The 25,237-nt window shown below is 73.1% G+C and carries 21 protein-coding genes and 1 pseudogene; 14 read left to right on the forward strand and 8 right to left on the reverse strand.

What is annotated here, in order from left to right; all coding sequences use genetic code 11:
• The first annotated feature begins 125 nt into the window (after window positions 1-125).
• Window positions 126-1,691, forward strand: coding sequence for a nitrilase-related carbon-nitrogen hydrolase (locus ABT171_RS08910; protein WP_351241345.1), 1,566 nt, complete (start codon window positions 126-128; stop codon window positions 1,689-1,691).
• A gap of 13 nt (window positions 1,692-1,704) precedes the next feature.
• Here ABT171_RS08910 and ABT171_RS08915 read toward each other — a convergent pair whose 3' ends face one another.
• Window positions 1,705-2,517, reverse strand: a complete 813-nt coding sequence (locus tag ABT171_RS08915; protein ID WP_351241347.1) for a serine hydrolase — start codon at window positions 2,515-2,517, stop codon at window positions 1,705-1,707.
• Window positions 2,518-2,772: 255 nt separating this feature from the next.
• Between ABT171_RS08915 and ABT171_RS08920 the strand changes: the two genes are divergently transcribed.
• The 3 genes from ABT171_RS08920 to ABT171_RS08930 all read left to right on the forward strand — a co-directional run bounded on the left by ABT171_RS08920 (window position 2,773) and on the right by ABT171_RS08930 (window position 5,281).
• Window positions 2,773-3,813: a permease gene (locus ABT171_RS08920; protein WP_351241349.1), complete on the forward strand. Its 1,041-nt coding sequence runs from the start codon at window positions 2,773-2,775 to the stop codon at window positions 3,811-3,813.
• Window positions 3,810-4,544 (forward strand): TIGR03943 family putative permease subunit, encoded by a 735-nt coding sequence (locus tag ABT171_RS08925; protein ID WP_351241351.1) that lies wholly within the window; start codon window positions 3,810-3,812, stop codon window positions 4,542-4,544. Before ABT171_RS08920 ends, ABT171_RS08925 begins: the two co-directional genes overlap by 4 nt.
• 134 nt (window positions 4,545-4,678) lie before the next feature.
• Window positions 4,679-5,281 (forward strand): Rv1733c family protein, encoded by a 603-nt coding sequence (locus ABT171_RS08930; protein WP_351241353.1) that lies wholly within the window; start codon window positions 4,679-4,681, stop codon window positions 5,279-5,281.
• A 327-nt stretch (window positions 5,282-5,608) separates the two neighbouring features.
• On the opposite strand, the gene ABT171_RS08935 is transcribed toward ABT171_RS08930, so the two are convergent.
• Complete coding sequence (locus ABT171_RS08935) at window positions 5,609-5,875, reverse strand: GlsB/YeaQ/YmgE family stress response membrane protein (RefSeq protein ID WP_031161323.1); 267 nt, start codon at window positions 5,873-5,875, stop codon at window positions 5,609-5,611.
• Between the two features lie 243 nt (window positions 5,876-6,118).
• Here ABT171_RS08935 and ABT171_RS08940 point away from each other — a divergent pair, with 243 nt between their 5' ends.
• The 3 genes from ABT171_RS08940 (at window position 6,119) to ABT171_RS08950 (ending at window position 9,706) form a co-directional block, all read left to right on the forward strand.
• A complete protein-coding gene (locus ABT171_RS08940; RefSeq protein ID WP_351241355.1) occupies window positions 6,119-7,276 on the forward strand; it encodes a TerD family protein in 1,158 nt (385 codons plus the stop codon).
• Between the two features lie 88 nt (window positions 7,277-7,364).
• Window positions 7,365-7,727: an ArsR/SmtB family transcription factor gene (locus tag ABT171_RS08945; RefSeq protein WP_351241357.1), complete on the forward strand. Its 363-nt coding sequence runs from the start codon at window positions 7,365-7,367 to the stop codon at window positions 7,725-7,727.
• A 275-nt stretch (window positions 7,728-8,002) separates the two neighbouring features.
• Entirely contained in the window at window positions 8,003-9,706 is a 1,704-nt protein-coding gene (locus ABT171_RS08950; RefSeq protein WP_351241359.1) for an LCP family protein, read from the forward strand.
• A 10-nt stretch (window positions 9,707-9,716) separates the two neighbouring features.
• On the opposite strand, the gene ABT171_RS08955 is transcribed toward ABT171_RS08950, so the two are convergent.
• Both ABT171_RS08955 and ABT171_RS08960 read right to left on the reverse strand, forming a co-directional pair.
• On the reverse strand, window positions 9,717-9,950 hold the full coding sequence (locus ABT171_RS08955) for a hypothetical protein (protein ID WP_351241361.1): 234 nt from the start codon (window positions 9,948-9,950) through the stop codon (window positions 9,717-9,719).
• Window positions 9,951-10,016: 66 nt separating this feature from the next.
• Window positions 10,017-10,886: a class II glutamine amidotransferase gene (locus ABT171_RS08960; RefSeq protein WP_351241363.1), complete on the reverse strand. Its 870-nt coding sequence runs from the start codon at window positions 10,884-10,886 to the stop codon at window positions 10,017-10,019.
• A gap of 290 nt (window positions 10,887-11,176) precedes the next feature.
• On the opposite strand from ABT171_RS08960, the gene ABT171_RS08965 reads away from it, so the two are divergent.
• Window positions 11,177-12,403: an MFS transporter gene (locus ABT171_RS08965; RefSeq protein ID WP_351241365.1), complete on the forward strand. Its 1,227-nt coding sequence runs from the start codon at window positions 11,177-11,179 to the stop codon at window positions 12,401-12,403.
• Window positions 12,404-12,422: 19 nt separating this feature from the next.
• Here the strand turns inward: ABT171_RS08965 and ABT171_RS08970 are convergent, their stop codons facing one another.
• Window positions 12,423-13,415 (reverse strand): TIGR01777 family oxidoreductase, encoded by a 993-nt coding sequence (locus tag ABT171_RS08970; RefSeq protein ID WP_351241367.1) that lies wholly within the window; start codon window positions 13,413-13,415, stop codon window positions 12,423-12,425.
• Window positions 13,416-13,610: 195 nt separating this feature from the next.
• Here ABT171_RS08970 and ABT171_RS08975 point away from each other — a divergent pair, with 195 nt between their 5' ends.
• From ABT171_RS08975 to ABT171_RS08985, 3 genes are all read left to right on the forward strand, one after another.
• A complete protein-coding gene (locus ABT171_RS08975; RefSeq protein WP_351241369.1) occupies window positions 13,611-14,276 on the forward strand; it encodes a ScbR family autoregulator-binding transcription factor in 666 nt (221 codons plus the stop codon).
• Between the two features lie 81 nt (window positions 14,277-14,357).
• Entirely contained in the window at window positions 14,358-14,801 is a 444-nt protein-coding gene (locus ABT171_RS08980) for a class I SAM-dependent methyltransferase (RefSeq protein WP_351241371.1), read from the forward strand.
• Between the two features lie 4 nt (window positions 14,802-14,805).
• Window positions 14,806-15,348, forward strand: coding sequence for an NADPH-dependent FMN reductase (locus ABT171_RS08985; RefSeq protein WP_351241373.1), 543 nt, complete (start codon window positions 14,806-14,808; stop codon window positions 15,346-15,348).
• Between the two features lie 6 nt (window positions 15,349-15,354).
• On the opposite strand, the gene ABT171_RS08990 is transcribed toward ABT171_RS08985, so the two are convergent.
• A complete protein-coding gene (locus ABT171_RS08990) occupies window positions 15,355-17,883 on the reverse strand; it encodes a beta-L-arabinofuranosidase domain-containing protein (protein WP_351241375.1) in 2,529 nt (842 codons plus the stop codon).
• A gap of 208 nt (window positions 17,884-18,091) precedes the next feature.
• Window positions 18,092-19,258, reverse strand: a complete 1,167-nt coding sequence (locus ABT171_RS08995) for a PucR family transcriptional regulator (protein WP_351241377.1) — start codon at window positions 19,256-19,258, stop codon at window positions 18,092-18,094.
• A gap of 161 nt (window positions 19,259-19,419) precedes the next feature.
• Between ABT171_RS08995 and ABT171_RS09000 the strand changes: the two genes are divergently transcribed.
• Both ABT171_RS09000 and ABT171_RS09005 read left to right on the forward strand, forming a co-directional pair.
• On the forward strand, window positions 19,420-20,925 hold the full coding sequence (locus ABT171_RS09000; protein WP_351241379.1) for a long-chain-fatty-acid--CoA ligase: 1,506 nt from the start codon (window positions 19,420-19,422) through the stop codon (window positions 20,923-20,925).
• Window positions 20,926-20,983: 58 nt separating this feature from the next.
• Window positions 20,984-21,421 carry a DNA-binding protein gene (locus ABT171_RS09005; protein WP_351241381.1) on the forward strand — a complete coding sequence of 146 codons (438 nt, stop codon included), beginning with the start codon at window positions 20,984-20,986 and terminating at the stop codon, window positions 21,419-21,421.
• A gap of 1 nt (window position 21,422) precedes the next feature.
• On the opposite strand, the gene ABT171_RS09010 is transcribed toward ABT171_RS09005, so the two are convergent.
• Complete coding sequence (locus tag ABT171_RS09010) at window positions 21,423-24,590, reverse strand: amidohydrolase family protein (protein WP_351241383.1); 3,168 nt, start codon at window positions 24,588-24,590, stop codon at window positions 21,423-21,425.
• 330 nt (window positions 24,591-24,920) lie between these two features.
• On the opposite strand from ABT171_RS09010, the pseudogene ABT171_RS09015 reads away from it, so the two are divergent.
• Window positions 24,921-25,127 (forward strand): annotated as a pseudogene (locus ABT171_RS09015) (DUF6083 domain-containing protein); the annotation flags it as partial.
• Between the last annotated feature and the right edge of the window lie 110 nt (window positions 25,128-25,237).

Here is a 25,237-nt window from a genome sequence, read left to right on the forward strand (position 1 = left end):
GCTAGACGACGCGGAGGGCGGGCCGGATCCCCCGTGGGGCGGGCATCGAAAGATGCGTCAGCACGGTGCAGGATCGGCATCTGGCCGGAGGCCCGGCCGGGACGGGGCGCCCTAGCGTCCCGGCCATGACGAACACAGCCGCACCGGCACCGCCCCGCCCGACGGACCCGAGGGAAGAACCGCCCCCGCCGCCGACCCGTGCCCACCGGCACGCCTGGCTCCTCCTGCTGCTCGGCACCGGGACGATGCTCCTCGCGGTCGGCGGCCGATGGGACATCGCGGCCGCCGCCTGGATCTTCCCCGTCCTCCTCCTGCGCTTCACGCGGCTGAGCCGCGCCTGGTCCGGAGCGCTGTGGATCTGGCTGGCGCACCTCGCGGCCGCCGTCTTCTGGCTCCAGGAGTCGGCGATCGGCTTCAGCGCCGTGGTGCTCGCCGGGGCCCTCGCCCTGTCCGCCCTGCAGACGCTGCCCTTCCTGGCCGACCGACTGCTGGCGGACCGGCTGCGGCCGGCGCCGGCCGCACTGGTCTTCCCGGCCGGTGTCGCCGCCGCCGAGTTCCTGATCACCCTGCTGTCCCCGTTCGGCACGGCCTACGGCTCCCTGGCCGTCACCCAGCACGCGGACCTGCCACTCCTCCAGGTCGTCCCGGTCACGGGCCCCTGGGGTGTCGGCTTCCTCATCGGCTGGGTCGCGAGCACGGTCAACCGCGTCCGGGACCGCCGGGACCGCCGGGACCGCCCCGCCTGGCGCGGCGGCCTCGTCTGCACCGCCGTCCTGCTGGGTGTCCTGCTCGCCGGCGGCGCCCGGCTCGCCTTCTTCCCGCCCCAGGGCACGACCGTACGGATCGCCGGCGTCAGTCCGTCCCGCACGGTGACCGAGCGGCTGCACGCCACGCTCGCCCGGTTCGCCGACGGCCCCGGCGGCATCGCCGCCGCCCCCGCCACGGCGGTGCGGCCCGCCATGGCCGCCGTCGAGAACGACCTGCTGGACGCGACCCGGCGCGAGGCCGCCGCGGGTGCGAAGATCGTGGTCTGGCCCGAGGAAGCCGTCAGGGCGCAGGAGCCGGACGCGCCCGCCGCCATCGACGCCGCCCGCGCCGAGGCCCGCCGCTCGCGCGTCTACCTGGAGATCGGGGTGCGCGTCTACAGCACCACCGCACCCGCCTACGGCCGGGACGAAGCACTCCTCATCGACCCGCGCGGCACGGTGCTCCGGACCTACCAGAAGGCCCACCCCATCCCGGGTTCGGAGCGGTTCACGCCCGGCGACGGCCAGGTGCCGGTGGTCCGCACCCCGTACGGCCGGCTCGCCAACGTCATCTGCTACGACGCCGACTTCCCGGCCCTGATGCGTACCCGCGCCGACATCATGCTCGTGCCCGCGCACGACTGGCAGGAGTACGGCGGCGCCCACACCGGCAAGGCGGCCCTGGCCGCCGTCGAGGGCGGTTACTCCCTGGTCCGCCAGGACGAGGAGGGCGTCACGGCCGCGTACGACCACGAGGGCCGTGTCCTCGCCGCCACCGACTACTTCACGACCGAACGCCAGACCACGGTCGCCTACGTGCCCGTGCGAGGGGTCACCACCGTCTACGACCGCGTCGGCGACACCTTCGCCTGGCTCTGCCTGGCCGCTCTGGCGGCGCTCACCGCCACCGCCCTCGTCCGCCCGCGCCGCCCGGCGGCCCGGTGACGACGGGGTGGGCTCACGCGAGAGCCCGGCGGGCCGTCTTCTCCACCAGGGAGATCCCGTCGCCCATCGAGGCGCTGCCGTTCGACAGGACCGCGACGAGGCAGCGGTGCCCCTTGACGGTGACCTGACCGACGCTGTTGACGTCCCACAGACCGGAGGGGCCGCGCTGCAGCCAGCCGTTCTTCAGCGCCCGTGCGGAGCCGGGGCCGCCGGCGGCGGAGACCCCCCAGGCCTGCTCGGGGACGACGTGGCCCATGAGGGTGCGGATGTAGGCCCGGGACTCCGCGGTCAGCCCGCCGGAGCCGGACCTGGCCGGCGTACCGCCGTCGAACACGGCCCTGAGCAGCCGTATCTGGTCGCTCGCGGTCGTCCGTGTCAGTCCCCACGTGACGCCGGGCCCGCCCGTGGTCGAGGTGAGCCCCAGCCGCTTGTTGGCGGCGGCCAGCCCGGGAGCCCGGCCGATCTGCCGCCAGAGCGCGTTGGCCGCCGTGTTGTCGCTGCGCTCGATCATCGGCTCGGCGCGCCCCCGTTCATCGGCGGTGAGCCGCCGTCCCGCGTCCTGGGCCTGGAGGAGCAGCGTGGCGAGGATGTCCACCTTGACGATGCTGGCGGTGTCGTACGCGCTGTCCTTGCCGTGCACCACGGGGGTGCGGCCGGCTCCGTCCAGGTCGAGCACGGCGGCCGTGGCGTGCGGGGACGGGGCCGGAGCGGATGCGGCCGCGGCCGGTGCCGGGTGCAGGGCGCCGGCCGAGAGGAGTGCTCCGACCGAGGCCAGGAGGACGCCGGTCCGGGTGCGTGCGGCGGTGGGGGAGGGGCGAGACGGCATGGCCCCGAACGTAAACAAAAGGCGCACCGGGCGAAGTGGCAGCGGTCACCTTCCCGCGGGCCGGCGGCGAAGTGTGAGAAGAGCCACCGGGGAGGTGCCGACGAGTCACCGACCAGCCAGCGACACCGGCGACGCCGCCGACGCCCCCCAATGGGACGCATTGCGGCGCATGAGCCGGCCATGCGGCGGCGTGTATGCGCGGGCGGATCGGGTGTCTCGCCTATCGTCGGCCAGACACCGACATCCGGAGTGATAATGGAAAAATCGGATGAATTGGTTGATGTGGTCGACGCCGTGGCAGCCGTCCCCGTCGGCTCGCCCCCCGTACGCCGCATCCGCCCGTGGCCGCTCGGCGCCGCCCTCGCGATCGCGGCCGGCGCCGCGGCCGTGCTCGTCCTGGGCGGCGCCCCGTGGCTGAACCAGCCCGCCGTCCAGGCCTGGCGCACCGTCTGCCTGGCCATCACCGTCCAGGCCCTGCCGTTCCTCCTGCTCGGCACCGCCCTGTCCGGTGCCATCAACGCGTTCGTGCCGGCCGGTCTGTTCACCAAGGTCCTGCCGAAGAGAGCCGCCCTCGCCGTCCCGGTCGCCGGCGTCGCGGGCGCGGTGCTGCCGGGCTGCGAGTGCGCCTCCGTCCCCGTCGCCCACAGCCTGATCCGACGGGGAGTCACCCCGGCCGCCGCCTTCGCCTTCCTGCTCTCCGCGCCCGCCGTCAACCCCGTCGTCCTCACCGCCACCGCCGTCGCCTTCCCCGGCAACCCCGCGATGGTCGCCGCCCGGCTCCTCGCCTCCCTCGCCGCCGCGGCCGTGATGGGCTGGCTGTGGCTCTGGCTGGGCAAGGAGGAGTGGCTGCGGCCGGTCCTGCGGCACCGGCACACCGGCCACGAGCACGGCCGCAGCCGCTGGAACGAGTTCCGGCTCGGATTCCAGCACGACTTCCTGCACGCCGGCGGCTTCCTCGTCCTCGGTGCCATGGCCGCCGCCACTTTCAACGTCGCCGTGCCCCGTTCCGTCCTCGACGCCTTCTCCGGTACACCGTGGCTGTCGGTGCTCTTCCTGGCCGGGCTGGCCGTGCTGCTGGCGGTCTGCTCGGAGGCAGACGCGTTCGTCGCCGCCTCCCTCACCGGGTTCTCGCCGACCGCGCGGCTGGCGTTCATGGTGGTCGGCCCCATGGTCGACCTGAAGCTGATCGCCCTTCAGGCGGGCACCTTCGGACGGGCCTTCGCCTGGCGGTTCTCCACGGCCACCACCGTCGTGGCGGTCGCCGCGAGTGTCCTGATCGGAGGCGCACTGCTGTGAAACGCCCCGTCCAGACCCTGCTCCTCACGCTGACCGGCGCCGGCCTGCTGCACACCGCCCTCTTCACCGACATCTACCTGCGCTACGTCAAGGCCGGTCTGCGCCCGCTGCTGATCGTCTCCGGTGCCGTCCTCCTGCTGCTCGGCCTGGCCGCGGCGGCCGTACGGGACCAACCGCGGCACACCGCCCACGACGGCCACGCGCACGGCCACGACCACGCCGCCACCCCGCGCATCGCCTGGCTGCTGTTCCTGCCGGCAACCAGCCTGCTGTTCTACGCGCCGCCCGCCCTGGGCGCGTACACCGCGGCGCGCTCCAGCACCAAGCCCGTCGCGGTGCAGAAGGGGTTCGCCGCGCTGCCCGCCACCTCACCGCTGCCACTGACCCTCACCGACTTCACCAAACGCGTCCAACAGGACCGCAGCCGTGCGATCAGGAGCCGGATCGTCAAGCTCACGGGCTTCGTCACCCCCGCCGAGGACGACGACGGCTTCTACCTGACCCGCATCATCTTCACGTGCTGCGCGGCGGACTCGCAGACCGTCAAGGTCCGCGTGTACGGCACCGAGGCGCCGCCCGCGAACACCTGGCTCGCGGTGACCGGCACCTGGCACCCCCACGGCGGTCTCGGCACGAGGACCGCGCAGGCGGCCCTCGACGTCAAGGAGACCCACCCCATCGCCCAGCCGGTGAACGCCTTCACCGACGACCTGCCGCTCACGCCGTCCTAGCCGCCGGCGCGAGGTCGGTATGCCCCTCTTCGTCACTCACACCGCCGACAGGCGGATTGAGGTGCACGATGGTGTCGTGGCACTCCGCGGAGTGAGCGGTGGAAGCCGCCGGTGCGCGAGAGGAGGCGGTGACGATGAACCGGACACCTCCCACGACGGTCGCCCGGGTACGGCTGTGGCGCTGGCGACGCAATCCGCTCAAGCGGCACAGCGACGTCATCGAGGCCTGGATCGTCCTCGTGACCTGGGTGCTCGCCGTGCTCGGCGGGGCCGTCGCCGGTCTCGCGGCGGTTCAGACCGCCGACTCGGCCTTCTCCGCCCGGCTGGCCCAGGTGCACGCCGTGTCCGCCGTGCTCGTCGACGGCGCGGCGAGGACCCCGGCCTCCGGGAGCGGCTACGACGACGGAAGGGTGTGGGCCTCCGTGCGCTGGACGGACGACCACGGCAGGGTGCACACCGACCAGGCGAAGGTCCGGCCCGGTGTCCCCGCGGGATCCCAGGTGACCGTCTGGACCAACCGCGCGGGCCACCTGGTCTCCGCGCCCGTCACCGGCGCCGCGGCGGACCTGCAGGTGGCACTCACCGGCGCCCTCGTCGCCCCGTCGGCCGGCGCGGCGGTCTGGGCCGCGGGCTGGCTGGTCCGCAGCCGGCTGATCCGGCGGCGCATGGCCGAGTGGGACGAGGAGTGGAAGCAGATCGGGCCGCGGTGGGGGAACCTCAGCGGCGGACGGGGCTGAGCGGCCGACCACCCGGCTGCGGACGCTCCCGCGCCGGCGTCCGCTGGCACGACAGGGCGGGAAGGGCTACCCGCTTCTCGTGGGTCCGGATTGCGCGGTGCACGGCTCCCAGCCGCTTCCCCGCGTCTGTTCTCGGTCCTTCCCGCCACTACCAGCACACCACGGATTCCGCCGCTCCACCAGGCCTGGCGGCCCACCGTACGACGACTTCGTGCGGCGACGAGGACGTCGACGCCGCAGGCGTCCGTGAACACGATGCCCGCGGCAAGGCCGGCCCGTGCCGCACGACTTGTCGCTTCTACAGTACTGTAGAAGCGACAAGTCGGATCAGTCGCGGGAGTTGCCGAAGAGGATGCGGTAGCCGATGAGCAGTACCAGGGAGCCGCCGATCGCCGCACCCCAGGTGTAGAGGTCGAAGAAGTGCTTCTCCACCGGGCGGTCGAGGAAGCGGGCGGAGAGCCAGCCGCCGACGAAGGCGCCCGCGACGCCGATGAGGGTGGTGCCGATCAGGCCGCCCGGGTCGCGGCCGGGCAGCAGCACCTTGGCGATGGCTCCGGCGAGCAGGCCGAGGATGATCCAGCCGATGATGCCCACGGTGTTGTCCTCCAGTCGGGCCGGGATCCGTGCGGAGTGCGCGGGACGCCGGCTCGTGAATTGCTTGGTTGCGCAAGCCTAGGGGGCACGTGAGGCGGCCGGGCGGGCTGAGTCGGCACCTGGTGATGGTCCGTCGAGGACCTGCGACATGACCAAGACATTGCGTGATCGAGGAACTGAGAGGGACTCAAAGGCGTTGATCATGACGGATACGGGACGTGTGAGTGGCTGCGGAGGATGTGGATGAGTGTGTCCCTGACCAAAGGCGGCAATGTGTCGCTCAGCAGGCAGGCCCCCGGACTGACCGCTGTGACGGTCGGGCTGGGCTGGCAGGCGGACAGCGGGTACGAGCTGGACGCCAGTGCCCTGCTGTGCGACGCGTCGGGCAGGGTGCTGTCCGACGAGCACTTCGTCTTCTTCAACAACCTGAGCAGCCCCGACGGTTCGGTCCGCCACGCCGGCGGTGGCAGCCCGGCCGGCGGTGACGACCAGCGGATCCAGGTCGAACTGACCAGGGTCCCGGACCGGGTCGAGAAGATCGTCTTCCTGGTCTCCCTCTACGAGGGCGCGAGCCGAGGGCAGACCTTCGGGCAGGTGCGCCGGGCGCACATCCGCGTCCTCGACCAGGACGACGGCACCGAACTGGCCCGCTACGAGCTCGCGTCGGGCAGCCTGTCGACCGAGACGGCACTGGTCTTCGGCGAGCTGTACCGGCACGGTGCGGAGTGGAAGTTCCGTGCGGTCGGCCAGGGTTACGCCTCGGGGCTCGCCGGCATCGCCACCGACTACGGCGTGTCCGTGCTGCGGGACACGCCCGCGAAACCGGCCCCGGCCCCCGCACCGGCCCCGAGCCCCGCACCGGCCCCGGTCACACCACCGAGCCCGGCCCCGGTCACCGCACCGCAGAAGGGCGCCGCTGCCTATGTGCCGCCCGCCCCGCTGAACCCACCGGTCGCCGCCCCGTCGGCCCCCGCAGGCACCACATCCCCTCAACCCACCGGGAGCTCCACCATGACCTGCTTCTTCGACCCCCAGCACGGCCCGGGCGCCGTCACCGTGACCTGGTCCCCGCAGTGGGGCGTGCCCCGGCCCGTCCAGGCCTGCGGTGCCTGCGCGCAGCGCGTCCAGACCACGCCACCGCCGTTCTACACCCCGCCCCAGCAGGGCTATCCCCAGCAGGGTTACCCCCAGCAGGGCTATCAGCAGGGTTACCCCCAGCAGGGATACGCAGAGCCGTACGCAGACCACGACCACCACCAGCAGCAGGGCGGCGGCCGGCGTTTCGGCACGGGTGCGCTCATCGGGGCCGGTGCGGCAGGCCTCATCGGTGGCGCGCTGCTCAACGAGGCGTTCGACGACGACGAACCGGAGGTCGTCGTCAACAACTACTACGAGGACTGACCGGCGGCGCCCGCCCCGGGCAGCCGGACGCCTACACTGGGTGGGCGTGTGTGCGTCGGCTGTGACGGGGGCGGGACGGGAGAGGACCGTGACGGAGAACGCCGCTGGCTTCCAGGACCCGCCCGCCGAGGTGCTGGCGGAGGCCGCCGCGGCGTTCGGCCTGCTCGCCTCCCCCGCCCGACTGCATCTGATGTGGGCTCTGTCACAGCGGGAGAGCGATGTCACCCATCTCGCGGACCAGGTGGGCGGTGCGCTGCCCGCGGTCAGCCAGCACCTGGCGAAGCTGAAGCTCGGCGGACTCGTCCGCTCCCGCCGCGAGGGCCGACGGCAGGTCTACTACATCGACGACCCCGATGTCGTCACCCTGGTCCGTGTGATGGTGGGACAGCTGACCGCCCGCTCCCGGCACGCCTCGCTCCCCGGCCAGGGCCTGCGCAGGTCCGGCGGCTGACGGCACCGGCTGTTCTCACTCACATCCGGGTCGTTTCTTATACAAGGCGCGTAGACTCCCGCTCCCGTACCGTCCCGGGTCCGCATCCGGTTCCATGAGATGCCTCACTGGTGAATCGTGTGTGGAACTGCGCTGCTCGGGCCACGGGTTTGTTAGATTGCGCAACCACGCAAGCAAGGCGGAGCACGTGCTCCGCCCGCCCGTACACCGCCGTCGGGCCTGGCCGTACGCCCGACGGCCCGGCCTCACGGCTCGACCGTTCAGGGGAGTGGGAGATGAGCGACCCGTGGGACGGGCCCGCCGGCCAGGCCACCCGCAGCCGTAGCGCGAGTGTGCCCGGACAGCGAGCGGCCGAGCCCGACGGGCCGCCTTCACCGGGTGGCCGGGCCGCGGCCCGGGCGGCTGCCCGCTCGCACGGAGGCCGGGGTCGCCGGGGCCGTCCGGTGGGCCGCGGCAAGCGGGTGCTGAAGGTCTTCGCGATAGGCCTGTCGACCGTCATCGTGGTCACGGCCGGTGCGGGGTGGTGGTTCTACGAGCACCTGAACGGCAACATCCACAGCGTCGCGCTCGACGGCAAGGGCGGCACCGAGAAGGCGGACGCCTTCGGCCGTACCCCGATCAACATCCTGGTCATGGGTTCGGACGGCCGTACCAGCGCGGCCGACTGCAAGCTCGGCGGCGGCTGCGCGAAGACCGGGGTGCAGACCGGCAGCAACGCCGATGTGCAGATGGTGGTGCATGTCTCCGCCGACCGCTCCAACGCCACGGTCATGAGCATCCCCCGCGACACCATGGCCAAGGTCCCGGCCTGCAAGGACAGCGAGAGCGGCCAGTCCACGAACGGCTACTACGGGCAGATCAACAGCGCGCTGCAGTACGGCCCCGCCTGCCAGGTGGCCACCGTCCACCAGCTCACCGGCATCCCGATCGACCACTTCGTCAAGCTGGACTTCTCGGGTGTGGTGAAGATGTCCGACGCCGTCGGAGGCGTCGACGTGTGCGTCAGCAACGACGTCTACGACACCTACTCGCATCTGAAGCTGTCCAAGGGCGCCCACACCCTCAAGGGCGTCGCGGCGCTGGAGTTCGTCCGCTCCCGGCACGGCTTCGGCGACGGCAGTGACCTCGGCCGTACGATCTCGCAGCACATCTTCCTCAGCGCGATGATCCGCAAGTTCAAGAGCGCGGGCACGCTGACCGACCCGACGGCGGTGTACGACCTCGCGGACGCGGCGACCAAGGCCCTAACCGTGGACGACGGCCTGAACAGCGTGAAGAAGCTGATCTCGCTCGCGTCGGACGTGAACAAGGTGCCGACGAAGCGGATGACGTTCACGACGATGCAGACGGCCCCCGACCCGAACAACAAGGACCGGGTGGTCGTGGGCCAGGGCGCCAAGACCCTGTTCTCCACCATCGCCAACGACCAGTCGCTGACCACCGGTTCGGGCCAGAAGTCCGCGGCGGCCCAGGCGACCGCCAAGCCCACCGCCTCGGCCGTACCGGCGTCGCGGATCGCCGTCACGGTCGAGAACGGCACCACGGTCACCGGCCGTGCCTCGGACATCGCGACCGCGCTGACCGACCAGGGCTTCAGCCCCGAGACGGCCACGGCGAACGCGCCGAGCCCCGCCACGGCCACGACCCTGGCCTACGGCACCGGCCAGAAGGGCGAGGCGCAGACCGTCGCCAAGGCGCTGGGCCTGTCCTCCTCGCACCTGAAGCAGGGCACCGGCACGGGCCTGACCCTGGTGATCGGCAGCGACTGGCCCAGCGGCAGCAGTTACCCGGGCGGCAGCTCCTCGCCGGCGCCCGCCGACACCCAGGCCGCCGTTTCCAACGCCCACGCCTCCACCGCCGACCAGGCCAAGACCTGCGCCAAGGTCAGCCCCTACAAGACGGTCGAGGTCAACGGCGTCTCCATGACACCGTCCCAGGCATACGCGGAGGCGCGGAACAAGCCCGACTCGGACGCCTGACCCCGCCGGTTCAGGGACTGGCGACGTCGAAGCCGTACCGCAACGGCTCGGTGGTGACGGTGTAGTCGCGGCGGTACAGATACACCGCCTCCGCGCGTATGCCGCCGGGCGGTGCGGCCTCGACCGGACAGGGGTACGCCACCTGGATCACGCGCGGCCGGTCGGAGACCTTCATCCGCAGTCCGTCCGCCGGCCCTCCGTCGAGCACGGCGGTCTCCCAACCCGTCACTTCGGTAGTCTCCACGACGGAAATTTTACGGGTTGCGCACGTTCTGAAGCGGTGAGGCGGATCACTGGGACGGCCGCCGGGCTACGCGGGCCGCTGGGAGGCCGCCGCTTCGGGGCGCAGGTCGGCCAGGGTGAGGGGGTGGGCCGGGGGATCGGCGAGTGCGATGCGGGCGGTCGCCCGCAGGTCGGGGCCGACGTGGAGCAGTTCGCCGGGCGCCATGAGCTGCCAGTGCGGGCTCTCGTCCATGCGCTCGCTGGCCACGACGACGGACGGACGGGCACCCAGATGCGCCGAGCGCACCCGCAGTCGGCCGCCGTGGCCGGTGTGGTCCAGCTGCCGTGAGCCCTGGTGACCGCCCGCCGGGCGCCGCAGGACGTACAGCTCGTGGGTGGCGGGATAGCGCAGCGCCCACAGCTCCCGGGCGGTGACGAGGACGATGTTGAGCGCGAACAGGGGCAGATTCCGGGCCACCCAGCGTGCGGCGGACTCCAGGCCGGCGGACACGTTCCCGCCGTGCGCCGCGGTCTCCCGTGTGACCAGGGCGAAGAAGCGCTCGGAGTCGGTGTCGCCGTGCACCAGTGCGCGGTCCTCGCCCAGGTGGCGGTCGAGTTCGTCCAGTCCCTCGATCACGCCGTTGTGGGCGAACAGCCGCCCCTGCTGCTCGAAGGGGTGGGTGTTGCGTACGTCCAGCCCGCCGGTCGAGGCGAACCGGATGTGCGCGAGGAAGGTCGCCGACTCGACCTCCCGGGCCTCCCTGGCGAAGACGCGGTCCTCATAGGCCGCGATCGGTGCCTTGTGCACCTCGGGCGTGCCGTCCGCGTCGAAGAAGCCGAGCCCGGTGCCGTCCGGCTCGCGGTGACTCTGCGCGCTGAGGCTGTCGGGGGCGTCCAGCAGCCAGAACGTGGCGTGCGTGCGGAGCGGGGAACTGATCAGCCCGAACAGTCGGCACACGGCATCCTCCTCGTCGCCCGTCCTTCACCGGGCCCGCCGCGGCGCGCCCGGACGCCCATGGTCCCGCGGCGCGGACGTTCCCGCACCGCTGCGACAGTCGAGGGACGAGCCCCGGCGATCCGGCTCGGGCGCGGCAGAGGTGTGGCGCGAGGCGGAACCACCGCCCGCCCGGGCACACTCCGCCGCCCCGCACCGAGCGGACGGAACCCGGACACTGACGCCGTACAGCCGGTCTCGACGGCAGACCGAGCCGCTTCCGGCAGACGGGCGCGAGACGCCACGATGACACCATGAGCACTGGAGACCGAGGCCCGGGCGCGGGGCGGCCGGTGATGGGGCCCTGGCGGTTCGTGGTGTGGTTCGGCACGGTCAGTCTGCTCGCGGACTTCGTCTACGAGGGCGCCCGTTCGGTCACCGGCCCCTTGCTGGCCTCGCTGGGCGCGTCCGCCCTGGTGGTCGGGGTGGTGACGGGCGCGGGGGAGGCCGCCGCGCTGGGTCTGCGGCTGGTCTCGGGCCCGCTGGCCGACCGTACCGGCCGCTTCTGGGGACTGGCGATCGCCGGGTACGCCCTGACGGTCGCGTCGGTCCCGCTTCTGGGCGTCGTCGGGGTGTTGTGGGCGGCCTGCGCCCTGGTGATCGCGGAGCGCGTCGGCAAGGCGGTGCGCTCTCCGGCCAAGGACACGCTGCTGTCGCACGCGACGGCGGCGACGGGGCGGGGCCGTGGCTTCGCCGTGCACGAGGCCATGGACCAGATCGGCGCCCTGGTCGGCCCGCTGCTCGTGGCCGGGATGCTCGCCCTGACCGGCGGCGGCTACGGACCGGCGCTCGGCGTGCTGGCGCTGCCCGGTGTCGCCGTCCTGGTGCTGCTGCTGTGGCTCAGGGCCCGGGTGCCGGACCCCGAGGCGTACGAGCGGGGGACGGCCGTCGGTACGACGCCGCGGGAATTGCCCCAAGGCTCCCCGCTGCCCAGGGCGTTCTGGACCTACGCCGGGTTCACGGCGGCCACCACGACCGGCTTCGCCACCTTCGGTCTCCTCTCCTACCACCTGGTCGAACGTCATCTGATGGCCGCCGTGTGGGTGCCGGTGCTGTACGCGGCGGCGATGACCGTGGACGCCGTGGCGGCACTGGTCACGGGGTGGCTGTACGACCGGTTCGGCCCGCGCGTCCTGGTCGGCCTGCCGGTGCTCACGGCCGGTGTGGCGCTGCTGGCGTTCACGGACACCGTCGCCGTCGCGGTGGCCGGCTCGCTGGTCTGGGGCGCCGCCATGGGCATCCAGGAGTCCACCCTGCGTGCCACCGTGGCGGACCTGGTGCCGCCTGGACGGCGCGCGACGGCGTACGGCCTCTTCGCCGGCGTGGTGGGCGCGGCGAGCCTGGCGGGCGGCGCGCTGACCGGCGGCCTGTACGGCTACTCGATCCCCCTGCTGATCACGGTGGTGGCCGCGATCCAGGTCGTCGCGCTGGTGCTGCTGGGGGTCACCGGGGCGGCCCGGGCCCCACTCCGACGCCCGTGACCAGGGGGCGGCCACCCGGTCAGGTCCGCGGTGCGGAGGCCGGCGCCCCCGCCCGCCCGCGACGCCCCGCCCGCGACGACCTGGCCCGTCGTACGAGGTCCTCGGCGGCCGGCCGCCACGCGCGATACGCGAACTCGAAGCCGGCTTCCCGCAGTCGGCCCGGGACCACCCGGCGGCTCTTGAGCAGCAACTCCGTGTCCGAGCGCAGCGCGAACGCCCCGAGCTCCGCCATCCACCGCGTGGCCGGCAGCCCCACGGGGACGCCGCAGGCCGCGCGCAGCGCCCGCATGAACTCCCGGTGCGGCAGCGGGCCGGGAGAGGCGAGGTTCACCGGCCCGTCGATGTCGTCCCGTTCGATGAGGAACTCCACCGCGCGTACGAAGTCCTCGTCGTGGATCCAGGAGACGTACTGCGCCCCACCGGCGACCGGTCCGCCCAGCCCCGACCGGGCGAGGCCCAGCAGCACGTCGAAGACGCCGCCCCGGTCCGGGCTCATCACCATCGCCGCGCGCAGCGCCACCTTCCGTGTCGCCGGTGTCGGCGCCTCCGCCTGCGCGCGCTCCCAGTTCCGGGCGATGTCGACGCTGTACGACCAGTACTCCGGGACCCCGGCCTCCGAGCCGCCGATCACCCCGGTCGCCTCGTCGTTCGCCGCGTCGAAGCGATGGGCGTAGATCGTCGCCGTACTCATCTGCAGCCACACGCGCGGTGGCCGCGCGGCGGCGGCGATCGCCTCCCCGACCACCCGCGCCGAGTCCACCCGGGAATCCATCATGGCCCGCAGGTTCCCGGCGGTGTAGCGGCAGGAGACGCTGCGTCCCGCCAGGTTGACGACGACATCGCTGCCGTCGACCGCGTCGGCCCAGCGACCGAGCGTGGCCCCGTCCCATCCGACCTGCCGTGCCCTCTCCGGCCGCCGGGTCAACACGGTCACCTCGTGCCCGGCTGCCGTCAGCGCGCGGTCGAGAATCGTGCCCACCTGTCCGGTTCCCCCGGGCAGAACCACCTTCATCGAGCCTCCTCGGTTCGGTGCGCCCAGCGTAGCCGCATATTTGAACGCGTTCAAAAAGCTTCGGTCCGGCCCTCCGTGGCCCATGTCAGCCGCATGTGCCAAGTCCACGACAACTGTCCCGCCGTCCCTTGGTGTTGACATGTGCTGCGGTAAGGTACGACCTGTTTGGTTTAATTTTCAGCTTGAGGAGGGTCCATGGCTCAGCAGGAGCGAGCTGTCCGGACCCGGCGTGCTGTTCTCGAAGCCGCCGCGGCGGTCTTCGCCGAGCGCGGATACGCGGCGGCGACCATCGCCGAGATCCTCAACCGGGCCGGGGTGACCAAGGGCGCTCTGTACTTCCACTTCGACTCCAAGGCGGCCCTCGCCCAGGGCGTGCTGCAGGAGCAGATCACCACCGAGTACCACGTCACCCGGGAACTGAAGTTGCAGGAGTGGGTCGACGCGGGCATGACCCTGGCCCGGCGGCTGCCCCAGGAACCCATGCTGCTCGCGGGCGTCCGGCTCTCGGCCGACCTGCAGGGCCGTGATGCCTTCGGCAGCGCCTGGCCGGCCTGGGCCGAGCTGACCGGGGCCGCGCTGGCCGAGGCCAAGGAACGCGGTGAGGTGCTCCCGCACGTGGTGCCCGAGGAGGCCGCCGAGGTGTTCCTCGGTGCGTGGATCGGCGTGCAGTTCGTCTCCCAGGCCGTCGCGGGCTGGGCCGACCTCGACCACCGTATGTCGGCACTCTTCAACCATTTGCTCCCGGCGATCGCCGCTCCGGCCGTCCTCGTCCGCCTCGACACCGCACCGGACCGGGGCGCCCGGGTGATCGCGGAGGCGCGGCAGAAGTCGGCGGCGCCTCTGGCGGGCGCCAACAGCTGACTCCGCCGCCCGGTTGTCCTCGGCATGACCGGCCTGACCAAACCGCTGGGTCGGTTTCTCCACGGAATGGATTCCCGCCCGATGAACGGCGGATGGGAGTGGGACGAGACCCTCTTCGAGGGCGCGGCCGCCTGCTGCGCGCAGGGCCGACTGCCCTGTGCCCCGGGGCTGGTGCCGCTGCCGGACGAGGTGCTGGCGGCCGACGGACAGGGGCGGCTGCTCGACGCGGGATGCGGACCCGGGACCGTCGCCACCCCGCTGGCCGGGCTGTTCCGCGAGGTCGTCGGCATCGACCCGGACGCCGGAATGATCGCCGAAGCCGCGAAGCCGGGCCACCGCCGCCGGACTGGCCGGCAAGGCGCGCCGGGTGCCCCGCACCTGTTCGGCGCCCGCCGTGAGGCCTTCGAGACAGACCTGCGCCGCCTGCTCGCCGGAGCCGCACCGGCGGGCCTGTCCTCCGAACGCGGCCCCAGCACCGAGGTGTTCATCTGGCGTCAACCAGTATCCGGCAGCGCGGTAGGTTGAGCGGATGACGTCAAAGCCCTTGATCCTCTTGCTTTCCGGCAGTCTGCGCCGGGGTTCCACCAATGAGGCCGTGCTGCGTACCGCGCAGGTCGTGGCGCCGTCCGTGGGTGTCGACACGGTCATGTACGAGGACCTGGCCCGGCTTCCGCACTTCAACCCCGACGACGACACCGACCCGTTGCCGGCTCCGGTCGCCGCGCTGCGGACGGTGCTCGACCGTGCCGACGCGATCCTGGTCTGCACCCCCGAGTACGCGGGCACCCTGCCGGGCGCGTTCAAGAACCTGCTGGACTGGACGGTCGGGGGCACGGAGATCTGCGACAAGCCGACGGCATGGATCAATGCGGCCGCCCCTGGCCGGGGCCAGGGTGCGGAGGCCACGCTGCGGACCGTGCTGGGCTACACGGGTGCGGCCATCGTGGAGCCCGCCTGTGCGCGGATTCCGGTGGGGCGGGACCTGCTCGGCGAGGACGGGCTGATCGCGGATCCGGAGGCACGCCGCGAACTCGGTGGGGCGCTCGGCTTGTTGACGCGGACCGCCGTCTGAGCCGGTTCACCCTTGGGCCAGGGCCGCGACCTCGGCCGCGGTCAGCGTCTTGCCGTAGACCCGGAAGTCGTCGACCGATGCCCTCGGATACGGGTCCGGGTACTGGGACTTGCCGATGTAGGCGGCCCGGATGTGGTTGCCGAAGTGGCGGGGTTCGACGGTGACCGCCGTGTTCCGGCCCGTCTCGCGGCCGTCGACGTACAGGACGGCCGTGCCGGAGCCGTAGGCGACGGCTACATGGACCCAGCGGTCCGTCGGCAGCGGGCCGGCGTCGATGCGCTGCTCGGCACCGCCGCCGCCCGAGGTGATCGCGTAGCGCAGGGTTCCGGCGTCGCTCAGCGGGGTCAGGAACATGTTGGCGCTGACTCCGGTGCCGAAGTCGAAGATCCGGCTCCAGGTGGCCGGCTGCCCGGCCAGGTTCACCCAGGTCGCCACCGAGTAGGCGGAGGCCCCCGCCAGCAGGTCCTCGGCCAGCACCACATGGCCGTCCTCGCCGTCCAGGGCCACGGCCCCGCCGAGGCGACCGCCGGTCCAGGCGGCCCCGCCCGACAGCGTCGCCGTCCGGCCGTTGCCGGTGGCGTCGGCGGCCGTGCTGCCGGAGGTCTCGTCGAAGCGGTACCAGGCGGCGAACTCCGGGGGCGGCGAAGGCGGTTGGCCGGTCAGCCAGTAGACGTTGTAGTACTGGTGGTGGACCCGGGCGATGGGCAGCAGCGTGACCGTCTCCCCGTCGGCGGTCGCCGTGAGCCGCAGCGGGTCGGCCGACGCCTGCCGGATCGTCCGGGTGTCCAGGCGGGGCATCCCGCGACTCGCCGTGTCACCGTACGCTCCGGCCAGCACCACGGGACCGTGCAGGACGGCCTTCACGTCCGGGGCGTCGGGCGTCGCCTCCACGGTCGTACGCATCGGCAGGGTGACCTCGACCCGGTCACCGGGCCGCCAGGACCGCTCGATGCCCAGCCAGCCGCCCGCGGCCGGGCGGTCCGGCAGCGTACGGCCGTTCAGCCTGACCCGTGCCCCGGAGGCCCAGCCGGGGATGCGGACCCGGAGTTCGTGGGCGGCCTGTCCGGCCGTCACGGTGAGGACGGTCGAGGCGGAGTCGGGCAGCCGGGTGGACTGCCGCCAGGTGATCCCCTGCTCCTGCCAGCGGACCTCGGACGGGATGAACAGGTTGACCAGCAGCCGCCGTTCGCCGTGCGTGTAGACCGTGTCCGCGAACTTGGCGTGGGTCTCCATGCCGGTGCCGTGGTCGCAGGAGAAGTTGCCGTAGTCCGTGGAGTAGGCGTTCGGATCGCTGCCCATGAAGGACGGCTGTTGCTTGACGGAGCCGGGGCCGAGACCCGTGTAGTAGATGTCGAAGCCGTGCGCGGAGTCCGGGTCCTGTTCGCCGAGCATCTGGTTGAACAGGGTGCGCTCGTAGTAGTCCAGCAGATCGATGCGGTCCGGATCCTCGAAGTGCAGCAGCCGGGTCAGCTTGAGCATGTTGTAGCTGTTGCAGTTCTCACAGGTGCGGTTGGACAACTGGCCGGCGACGACGTCCGGTTCGTGGAAGGTCTCGCCGTTGCTGTTGCCGCCGATGACGTACGAGTGGTGATCGGTGACGATCTGCCAGAAGTTCGCGGCGATCGTGCGGTAGCGGTCGGACAGCCCCTCCTGCCACAGCCGCAGGGCGCCGACCATCTTCGGGATCTGCGTGTTGGCGTGCAGCCCCGCCAGCCGGTCCTCGCCGGCGGCCAGGGGGTCGAAGACCCGGGCATGGGTGAAGCGCTCGGCGACTTCCAGCCAGACGGCGTCACCGGTGAGCGCGTGCAGATCGGCGAGCACGTCGTTCATGCCGCCGAACTCCGTCTCCAGCACCCGCTGCATCTGCGCGTGACTCAGCTTTCCGGTACGGGCGTTGACCCACTCGCCCATGCCCAGCACCACATCGAGGGCCTGGGTGTTCCCGGCCAGCCGGTACTGGTCGACCAGACCCGCCATGATCTTGTGCACGGTGTAGTACGGCGCCCAGACGCCCGTCCCGGCCTCCAGCCGGTCGAAGAAGCTCTCCGGGAAGGCCGACAGATAGCCCTTGCCGTATCCCGCCGAGGGCGAGGCGGCCTGGCATGCGGCCAGGGCGGCGACGAGCCGGCGGCCCTTGTCGCGCAGCGCGGTGTCACCCGTGTTGGCGTAGGTGAGGGCCAGTCCGGAGAGCAGGTGTCCGGTGGAGTGGCCCCGCAGTTCGACGGTCGGTGCCTCCCAGCCGCCGCAGGGCTGGGCGCCGCTGGGCAGGCGGACGTTCAGACGGAAGGTGTGCAGCAGCCGGTCGATGTCGACGAAGCGCAGATAGGCGGTGTTGCGGCGCTGGTTGTCCTGGAACGGCCCGGCCAGCAGGGTCACCGCGGTGAGCGGGAAGGGGCGTACGCGGGCCGCCTCCCGGCGGGGTGATCCGGCGTGGCGGGGCGCGGCCTGGGCGGCGGAGCCGTCCGTCGCCGTCAGGGCCGCCGCGACCGCGCCGGCCACGCCGAGCAAGGACCGTCTGCCGAGGGGTGGGGTCACGAGGAGTCCTCCGCATGTCGAGGGCCTGGGGTGGAGAGTCCCGGTCCCCGCCCCTTTGACTGTCGTTCGAAATATCGAAAGCTGTGCGACATGCTGTGCGGGCATCCACGGTAGAGGACTGGCTCCTGGTGTCAACGGCGCGTGGGAGGGGGTAGCGACCTCTGGCCAACCGGCCGGACCGAGCTGGGGTCCAGGGCACCCGGACCGTTCAGGAAGGCAGCAGCCGCAGGGCGTACAGCGCGGCCCCCAGGTCGGCGAGGGCGACCGGGTCGGAGAGCGAGCGGCCCGTCAGTTCCTCGATGCGCCGCAGCCGGTAGCGCACGGTGTTCGGGTGGACGAAGAGCCGCTCGGCGGCCTCGGCGGCCACCCCGCCCGCACCGAACCAGTGCCCCAGCGTCCGCAGCAGCCGTGCCCGCTCCGCCTCCGGCAGGCCGAGGAGCGGGCCCAGAGCGACCTCGACCAGCCGGCTGGCCTCCGCGGGCGCCGCGGCCACCAGCATCGCCAGCGGACTGTCGTCGAACCGGGTGACCCCCGGCCCGCCGGCGGGCAGTCCGGCCAGCGCCAGCCGGGCGAAGCGCAGGGCCTGCGGGGTGTCCCGCAACGAATCGAACCGGGGGCTGACGCCGACCCGCGCGCGCCGCCGGCGCAGCGCCCGCAGGCTCACCTTCTCCGCGTCCCGGTGTCCGAGCGAGACCAGCCCGATCTGCTGGTCCGGCAGCAGCCGCCACACCGACGGCACCCCGGAACGCAGCAGCGCCGCCTCGATGCCGGGCAGCGGCTCCTGGCCGGGATCCGGCACCGCCGCGGCGACGACCGCGTACGGGCCGCGCTCCGGCAGGCCGAGCTGCCGGGCCGCCTCCCACGGCGTCGTACGATCCGCGAGGGCGCCCGTGAACAGCGCCTCGGCCAGGGCCGAACGGCGCGCCTCGCGCTGCAGCGCCAGCTCCGCGCTGGCCTCGCGGTAGGCGGCGGCCACGGCTTCCGCGTACCGGCCGAACAGGGCCCAGATCTCCGAGGAGCCGGCCACCAGCTCGGCGTCCGTCACCTCCGGGTGCCGGCGCGCCTCGTCGACCATCTCCGACCAGAGCAGCTCGAAACCGACCCGGTAGGCGTGCAGCGTGTCCGCCAGCGGCACGCCCTGCTCCGCGCGCAGCCGCCCGGTCTGCTGCGCGGCCCCCACGTCGGGATCGGCGCCACGGGCGAAACGCCCGAGGAGCAGATCGGCGTTGCCCTCGCAGGACTCCCTGAGCGACGTGAAGGGGATCAGCGAGTCGTCGGCGTACGACTCGACCTCCGCACGGATGCGCTCGGTCATCAGCCCGCCCAGCTCGGGGAGGCGCACACGCAACGCGGCTACCACATTCTGCAGACTCATACCCGCAGCCTATGGGGGCCTGTTTGTTCCCGGGGACAACTCGGGCAGGGGGGAACTGTGGGCGTCGCCATGGACCCCCGCCAGCGTGCGGGCGACCATGCCCTGAGCGCCGGGGGCGGGGCCCCGTGAGCGCGGCGAGCGTATGGGTGCGAGGAGGCATCATGGCCAATCTGGCGGAGTTCCTGGTGGAGACGGCGCGGCGGTTGCCCGGAAGCCCGGCGCTGCGGCTCGGGACGGCGACCACCAGCTACGCCGAACTGGACCGGCTCAGCGCCCGGGCCGCCGCGCTGCTGCGCACCGAGGGCCTGCGCACCGGCGACCGGGTCGCGCTGATGCTTCCGAACGTGCCCGAGTTCGTCGTCCTGTACTACGCGGTGCTGCGCGCCGGCGGCATCGTGGTGCCGCTGAACCCGCTGCTGAAGGAGCGCGAGACCGAGTACCACCTGCGGGACTCCGGCGCGGTCCTGCTCTTCGAGTGGCACCGGGCACCCGGTGAGGGGGCGGCCGGGGCGGACGCCGCCGGTGTACGGCGCCTGGTGGTCGAACCGGTCGCCTTCGCCGCCGAACTGGCGCGCCTGGAGCCGCAGTACGAGGTGACCGCCGCTGCCGGTGACGACATCGCGGTGCTGCTGTACACCTCGGGCACCACCGGCCGGCCCAAGGGCGCCGCGCTCACCCACGCCGGGCTCCGCCACAACACCGAGGTCAACGTCACCGAGGTCCAGCGGCTGACCTCCGACGACGTGATCGTCGGCTGCCTGCCGCTGTTCCACATCTTCGGGCAGACCTGCACCATGAACGTCGCCGTCCGCAGCGGCGCGTCCCTCGTCCTCGTCCCGCGCTTCGAGCCGCAGACCGTGCTCGACGCCATCGCCCGCGACCGGGCGACCGTGTTCGAGGGCGTGCCCACCATGTACGCGGCGCTGCTCCAGCACCCGGGCGCCACCGCGGCGGACGTGACCAGTCTGCGCATGTGCATCTCGGGCGGCGCGTCCCTGCCGGTGGAGGTCCTGCACGGGTTCGAGCGGCGCTTCGGCTGCATGGTGCTCGAAGGCTTCGGCATGTCCGAGACCAGCCCGGTCGTCTCCTTCAACCACCCCGACCGCCCGCGCAAGCCCGGCTCCATCGGCACCCCCGTCCGCGATGTCGAGGTCCGGCTGCTCGACGACGCCGGCCGGGACGTCGTACCCGGTGAGGTCGGTGAACTGGCCGTGCGCGGGCCCAACCTGATGAAGGAGTACTGGCACCGCCCCGAGGAGACGGCCGCCGCCATCCCCGACGGCTGGCTGCGCACCGGGGACCTGGCCCGTCGGGACGAGGACGGCTATCTGTTCATCGTCGACCGGAAGAAGGACATGATCATCCGCGGCGGCTACAACGTCTACCCGCGCGAGATCGAGGAGGTGCTGCACGAGCATCCCGCCGTCGCCCTCGCCGCGGTCCTCGGGGTGCCCGACGAGCGGCTCGGCGAGGAGGTGGCCGCCGCGGTCGTGCTGCGGCCGGGAGCCCGGGCGGGCACCGAGGAACTGCAGCGCTTCGTCCGGGACCGGGTCGCGGCCTACAAGTACCCGCGCCGGCTGTGGCTGGCGGACACGCTGCCGATGGGCCCGAGCGGCAAGATCCTCAAACGGGAGATCACCGCACCGCTCTCCTCCCCTCAAGGATGAACGACCTGTTCACAATATTCCGTTGACGCCATGTCGTGTGTGGTCGGATCCTGATGGCATGTCATCGACCGCAGACCACACCGACCCCTTCACGCCCCCGCAGCCGGAGCAGGCCCGTGCCCAGCGGGTGTACGCCTCGCTGTTCCGCATCGCCGAGCGGCACGCGGCGACGGAGGAGCAACGGCGCCGGCAGACGAATCCGTCGCTCCTCGCGCCGCACGAGGCCGTCAGGCTGGTCACGTTCCTGCTCAGCGGGGCCGCGTTGCGCGAGGACGGCGAGCCGGAGGTGGACCACGCGGACATCACGGCCGCGCTGACCCTCGTCCCGCTGGTGCGCGCGGAGCTGGACGAACTGGAGGCAGGACTCCTCCAGATGGCCCGGGGCCGGGGCATGACCTGGCCCGAGATCGCCTTCGGCCTCGGACTCGGCACCCCACAGGCCGCCCGCCAGCGCTACGAGCGGCTGGCCAGCCGCACGGCCACCGAGGAGGAGTGACCTAGATCCCCTCCGTGCCGGGATGGCAGCACGAGCCCCGCCGGAAGTGACCGGCCACGTCGAGCCACGTCATGCCCTCGGGAGGCGCCTGCCGGGCGGCCCCGTCCCGCGGGTGCGCGGACGTCAGGTCGCCCTGCGCGTGGGGAACTCCCTCGCGCACCACGACCGGGATGTCGACGAGAGTGCCGAAGTCGGCGAACGGGTCGCCGTCGACGATCGTCAAGTCGGCGATCCTGCCCTCCTGCACCGTGCCGAGGTCGGTGTCGAGGCCGAAGAGACGGGCCGGCACGGTGGTCGCGCTGTGCAGGACCTCGGCGGGCGTGAAGCCGTGGGCGTGCAGGGCGCGCAGCGCCAGGTGCAGGGAGAGGCCGACCGGGACCAGGGGAGCGTCGGTGCCCAGGGCGATGCGGGCGCCGTGCGCCGCCAGCCGCCGGTAGTCCCCCATCTCGGTGGCCAGGGCGCGCCGTTGCGCGTCCGTGGGCGCGGTGCCGGCGTGTGCGCGCACGACGGCGACGTCCCAGGGCGGCATCAGGCGCGTCACGCGTGGGTCCTCGGCCAGCCCAGGGTCGTCGGCGAGCAGGACCTGCGCGCTGAACGGCGTGATGATCAGGGCGAAGGAGCCGTCGGCGTACTGCTCCACCAGGTCCTGGCCGATCCGGCCGAGCGGGGTGACGGCATGCCCGTACTCCAGGCGCTGCGTGGCCTGCAGATGGGTCGTCAGGTCCTGTCCCGCCGCCCGGCCGGGCGCGCACAGATGGCTGCCGCTGGGCACCCCCAGCGCGTGGGCGGCCTCTGCCGCCTCGGCCATGACCTCGCCCGGGGCGCGCACATAGGTCTTGACGAAGTCGACGTCCAGAGCGGTGGCGCGCCGGAGTGTGCGCCGGACGCCGTCCCGGGTGCGGTGGGCGCGGCCCATGCTGTACGCGGTGCGCGAGCCGTCGAGGAGCTCGGCACAGGCCAGCTGCCGGGGCCCGAGCAGTTCCCCCGCCCCGGCCGCCTCGCGCAGCCGTACCGCGTCGTACAGCGGGCTGCCGAGACAGGCCGTGGTCGTGATGCCGTACGCGAGCGCGGTGAGGCTCTGCCGGGCGCCGTAGGTGGCGGCATAGGGGTGGGTGTGGCTGTCGAACAGGCCGGGGAGGACGGTCCGGTCCGAGGCGTCCAGAGTGCGGTGCCCGGGACGGCGGGCCCGGTGCGGTTCGACGGCGGTGATCCGCCGGCCGGTGACGAGGACGTCGACGTCGTGCCGGGGCGGCGCTCCGGTGCCGTCCCACAGCTGACCGGCGTGGATCCGCAGCGGCCCGGACGAGTCGCTCGCGGCGCGCCCGGCGGTCAGGCGCAAGGGGAGGGTGCGGGCCCGTGCGGTGGGGAGGGAGAGGCGGCGCAGCCGTCCGTCGGAGAGGTAGAGGAGCGTGCCGGAGTCCGCGGACCAGCTGGGGTGGTCGGCCGGCTCGTCGGTGAGCCGGCGCGCGGGACCGGCCGGTGTGCCGTCGGCCGTCACGGGCAGCAGCCACAGCGCGGACTCGGCGACCAGCGCCATCCAGCGGCCGTCGGGGGACCACATGGGCCCGGAGGCCACCCGGTCGGACAGCGACTGGTGCTCGGCGGGCAGGTGCCGGCGTTCGCCGCCGGTGCGGGTGTCGATGACGCGGATGAGGTTGTATCCCTCGCGGAAGCGCTGGTTGAGCCGGTTGCGGTCGCAGAAGGCCACATACCGGCCGTCGGGCGACCAGGTGGGGGCGCCGGGCGGCCCGTCGGTGGCCAGCGGCTTGGCCAGCTGCTGTTCGCTGCCCGTGGCCACCGTGCGCAGCAGCAGGTTCCCGGTCAGGTCCTGGCAGGCCAGGCGGGAGCCGTCCGGTGACAGTGCGGGATACAGCCGGCCGCCCTCGGTCAGTGGCTCGTCGGCGCCGCTGTCCAGATGACGGCGGCGTACGGCCACCAGTCCGTCCCGGTCCGTGCAGTACAGCAGGCTGCGCCCGTCCGGCGCCCACGCCGGCATCTGCACCAGATGGACGTCGGCCGCCTGGAGCAGCTTGCGCGGAGCGCCCCCGAGAGGCATCAGCCACAGGGCGTTCAGCGCCACGAAGGCCACGCTGCGGCCGTCGGGGGACAGGGCGGGCCGGTGCAGACCGCGCACCGGGTCCCGCCGCTCCGGCGCGAGCGGACGCCGTGGGCGCTTCGGGGCCGGACCGGGCACCGGCATGTGGGCGGCGAAGGGCACCTCCCGCACCGAGGAGGCGGCCAGCGAGCGGATCCGGATCCGGCCGTCACCGACGTACAGCAGCTCGTCCTCGTTCAGCCAGCACGGCGGCGCGGCCGCCAGGTCCTCGTCCGCCGTGACCACCTCTCCGTCCACCATCAGCAGCGCCGCGTCGGCCGGCAGCCCCGGGGAGCTCGCACCGGTCAGCCGCAGATACGCGACCCGGCCCGAGGGCGACACCGACGGGCACAGCAGCCGGCCCCCGGTCACCGTGCGCAGCACCTCGGCGGGGCCGCCCGCGACCGGTACCCGGACCAGCGACAGACCGCCGTCGTTGCCGCCGCCCGGCGTATGGGCGGCGCGCACGCACACCAGCGAACGCCCGTCCGCCGACCAGGCCGGATCGAAGTCCTCGTAGTCCCCGCCGGTGAGCCGGTGCGGCCGGCCGTCGGCCACGTCCAGCACGCACAGCCCGTAGGAGGCGCCCGCCGTGGCGTCGCCGCCGCGTTCGGAGGAGAAGGCCAGCCGGGTGCCGTCCGGCGACCAGGCGACACCGCGGTCGTCCCAGGGCCCGTCCGTCACCTGCCGCAGTCCGCCGCCGTCCGGGCGGAGCGTCCACAGATGGAAGCCGCCCCCGCGATACCCGCACACGGCCAGGGTCTGCCCATCGGGGGACAGAGCCGGACGCGTCGCCTCCAGCTCCCAGCCCGTCACCGGTACGGCCGTTCCGCCGCCCCGGGGAATCCGCCACAGCACCCCCTGCACCTCGGCGACCAGCGTGTCGCCGGCCCGGTCACCGGTGACCGAACCCCCGGTCAGCCGCGTGTAGGTGAGGAGCCGCTCGGCCCGGCCGGCCCGCGCACCGGACGTGTCCGGCGCTCCATGTGCCGCCGCCCCCGAGGAGACGGCGGTGACCAGCCCTGCCGCAGCCGTGCCGAGAAACCGGCGCCGATCGACGCTGCCGAAGTCCATACCCTGTCCTCTGCCCTAGTGCCCCAGCAGGCAACGTCCGCCCCGTCGCGACGCCCGGCACGCACTCCCGGACGCCGCTCCTCGACGGGCGAACGCTGCCCGCCGGGGCACTGGCTGCCGTTTCCCTTCAGCGAAGCGGCAGCGGCCCGCCCCGCACCAGTACGCGATTCCGGCCACACCGGCCCCTCCCGCACTCATCGCAACGCCGGGGGCGTACGGCGGTCACGCAAGGTCACTCACCAGGGCTGAAAAGGCCTCTCACGGTCGGCTGCCGACACCGGCTGCCCGGCCGGACGGACGGCCGCGCCGCACCGCGGGCTCGCCGGTGAACGGCGCTCCACCCGCACCGGGCAGCACGTGCTCCTCGAACCCGGCCTCGTGCTTCCCGCGCACCTGGTTCCGGGCGGCCACCGCTGGCACATCGACAGCAACGGCATCGCCTGGAACGGCGGCTGCGACGAGCCACTGACCGGCGCCCGGTGCCGCATCCCGCACCACCTGGCGTGTCCGGGGCCCAGCCTGGACGAGATCCGGCCCTGGCGATGGCTGACCGCGGTCCGGGCCGAGAACGCCCACCGGGCACGGCGGAGAGCGGACGAGGAGGGCGGTCCGGCGGCACTGCCCGAGACCGGCCGAGGCCGACGGGC

Source organism: Streptomyces sp. NPDC001851 (assembly GCF_040297165.1).
GTDB lineage: Bacteria > Actinomycetota > Actinomycetes > Streptomycetales > Streptomycetaceae > Streptomyces.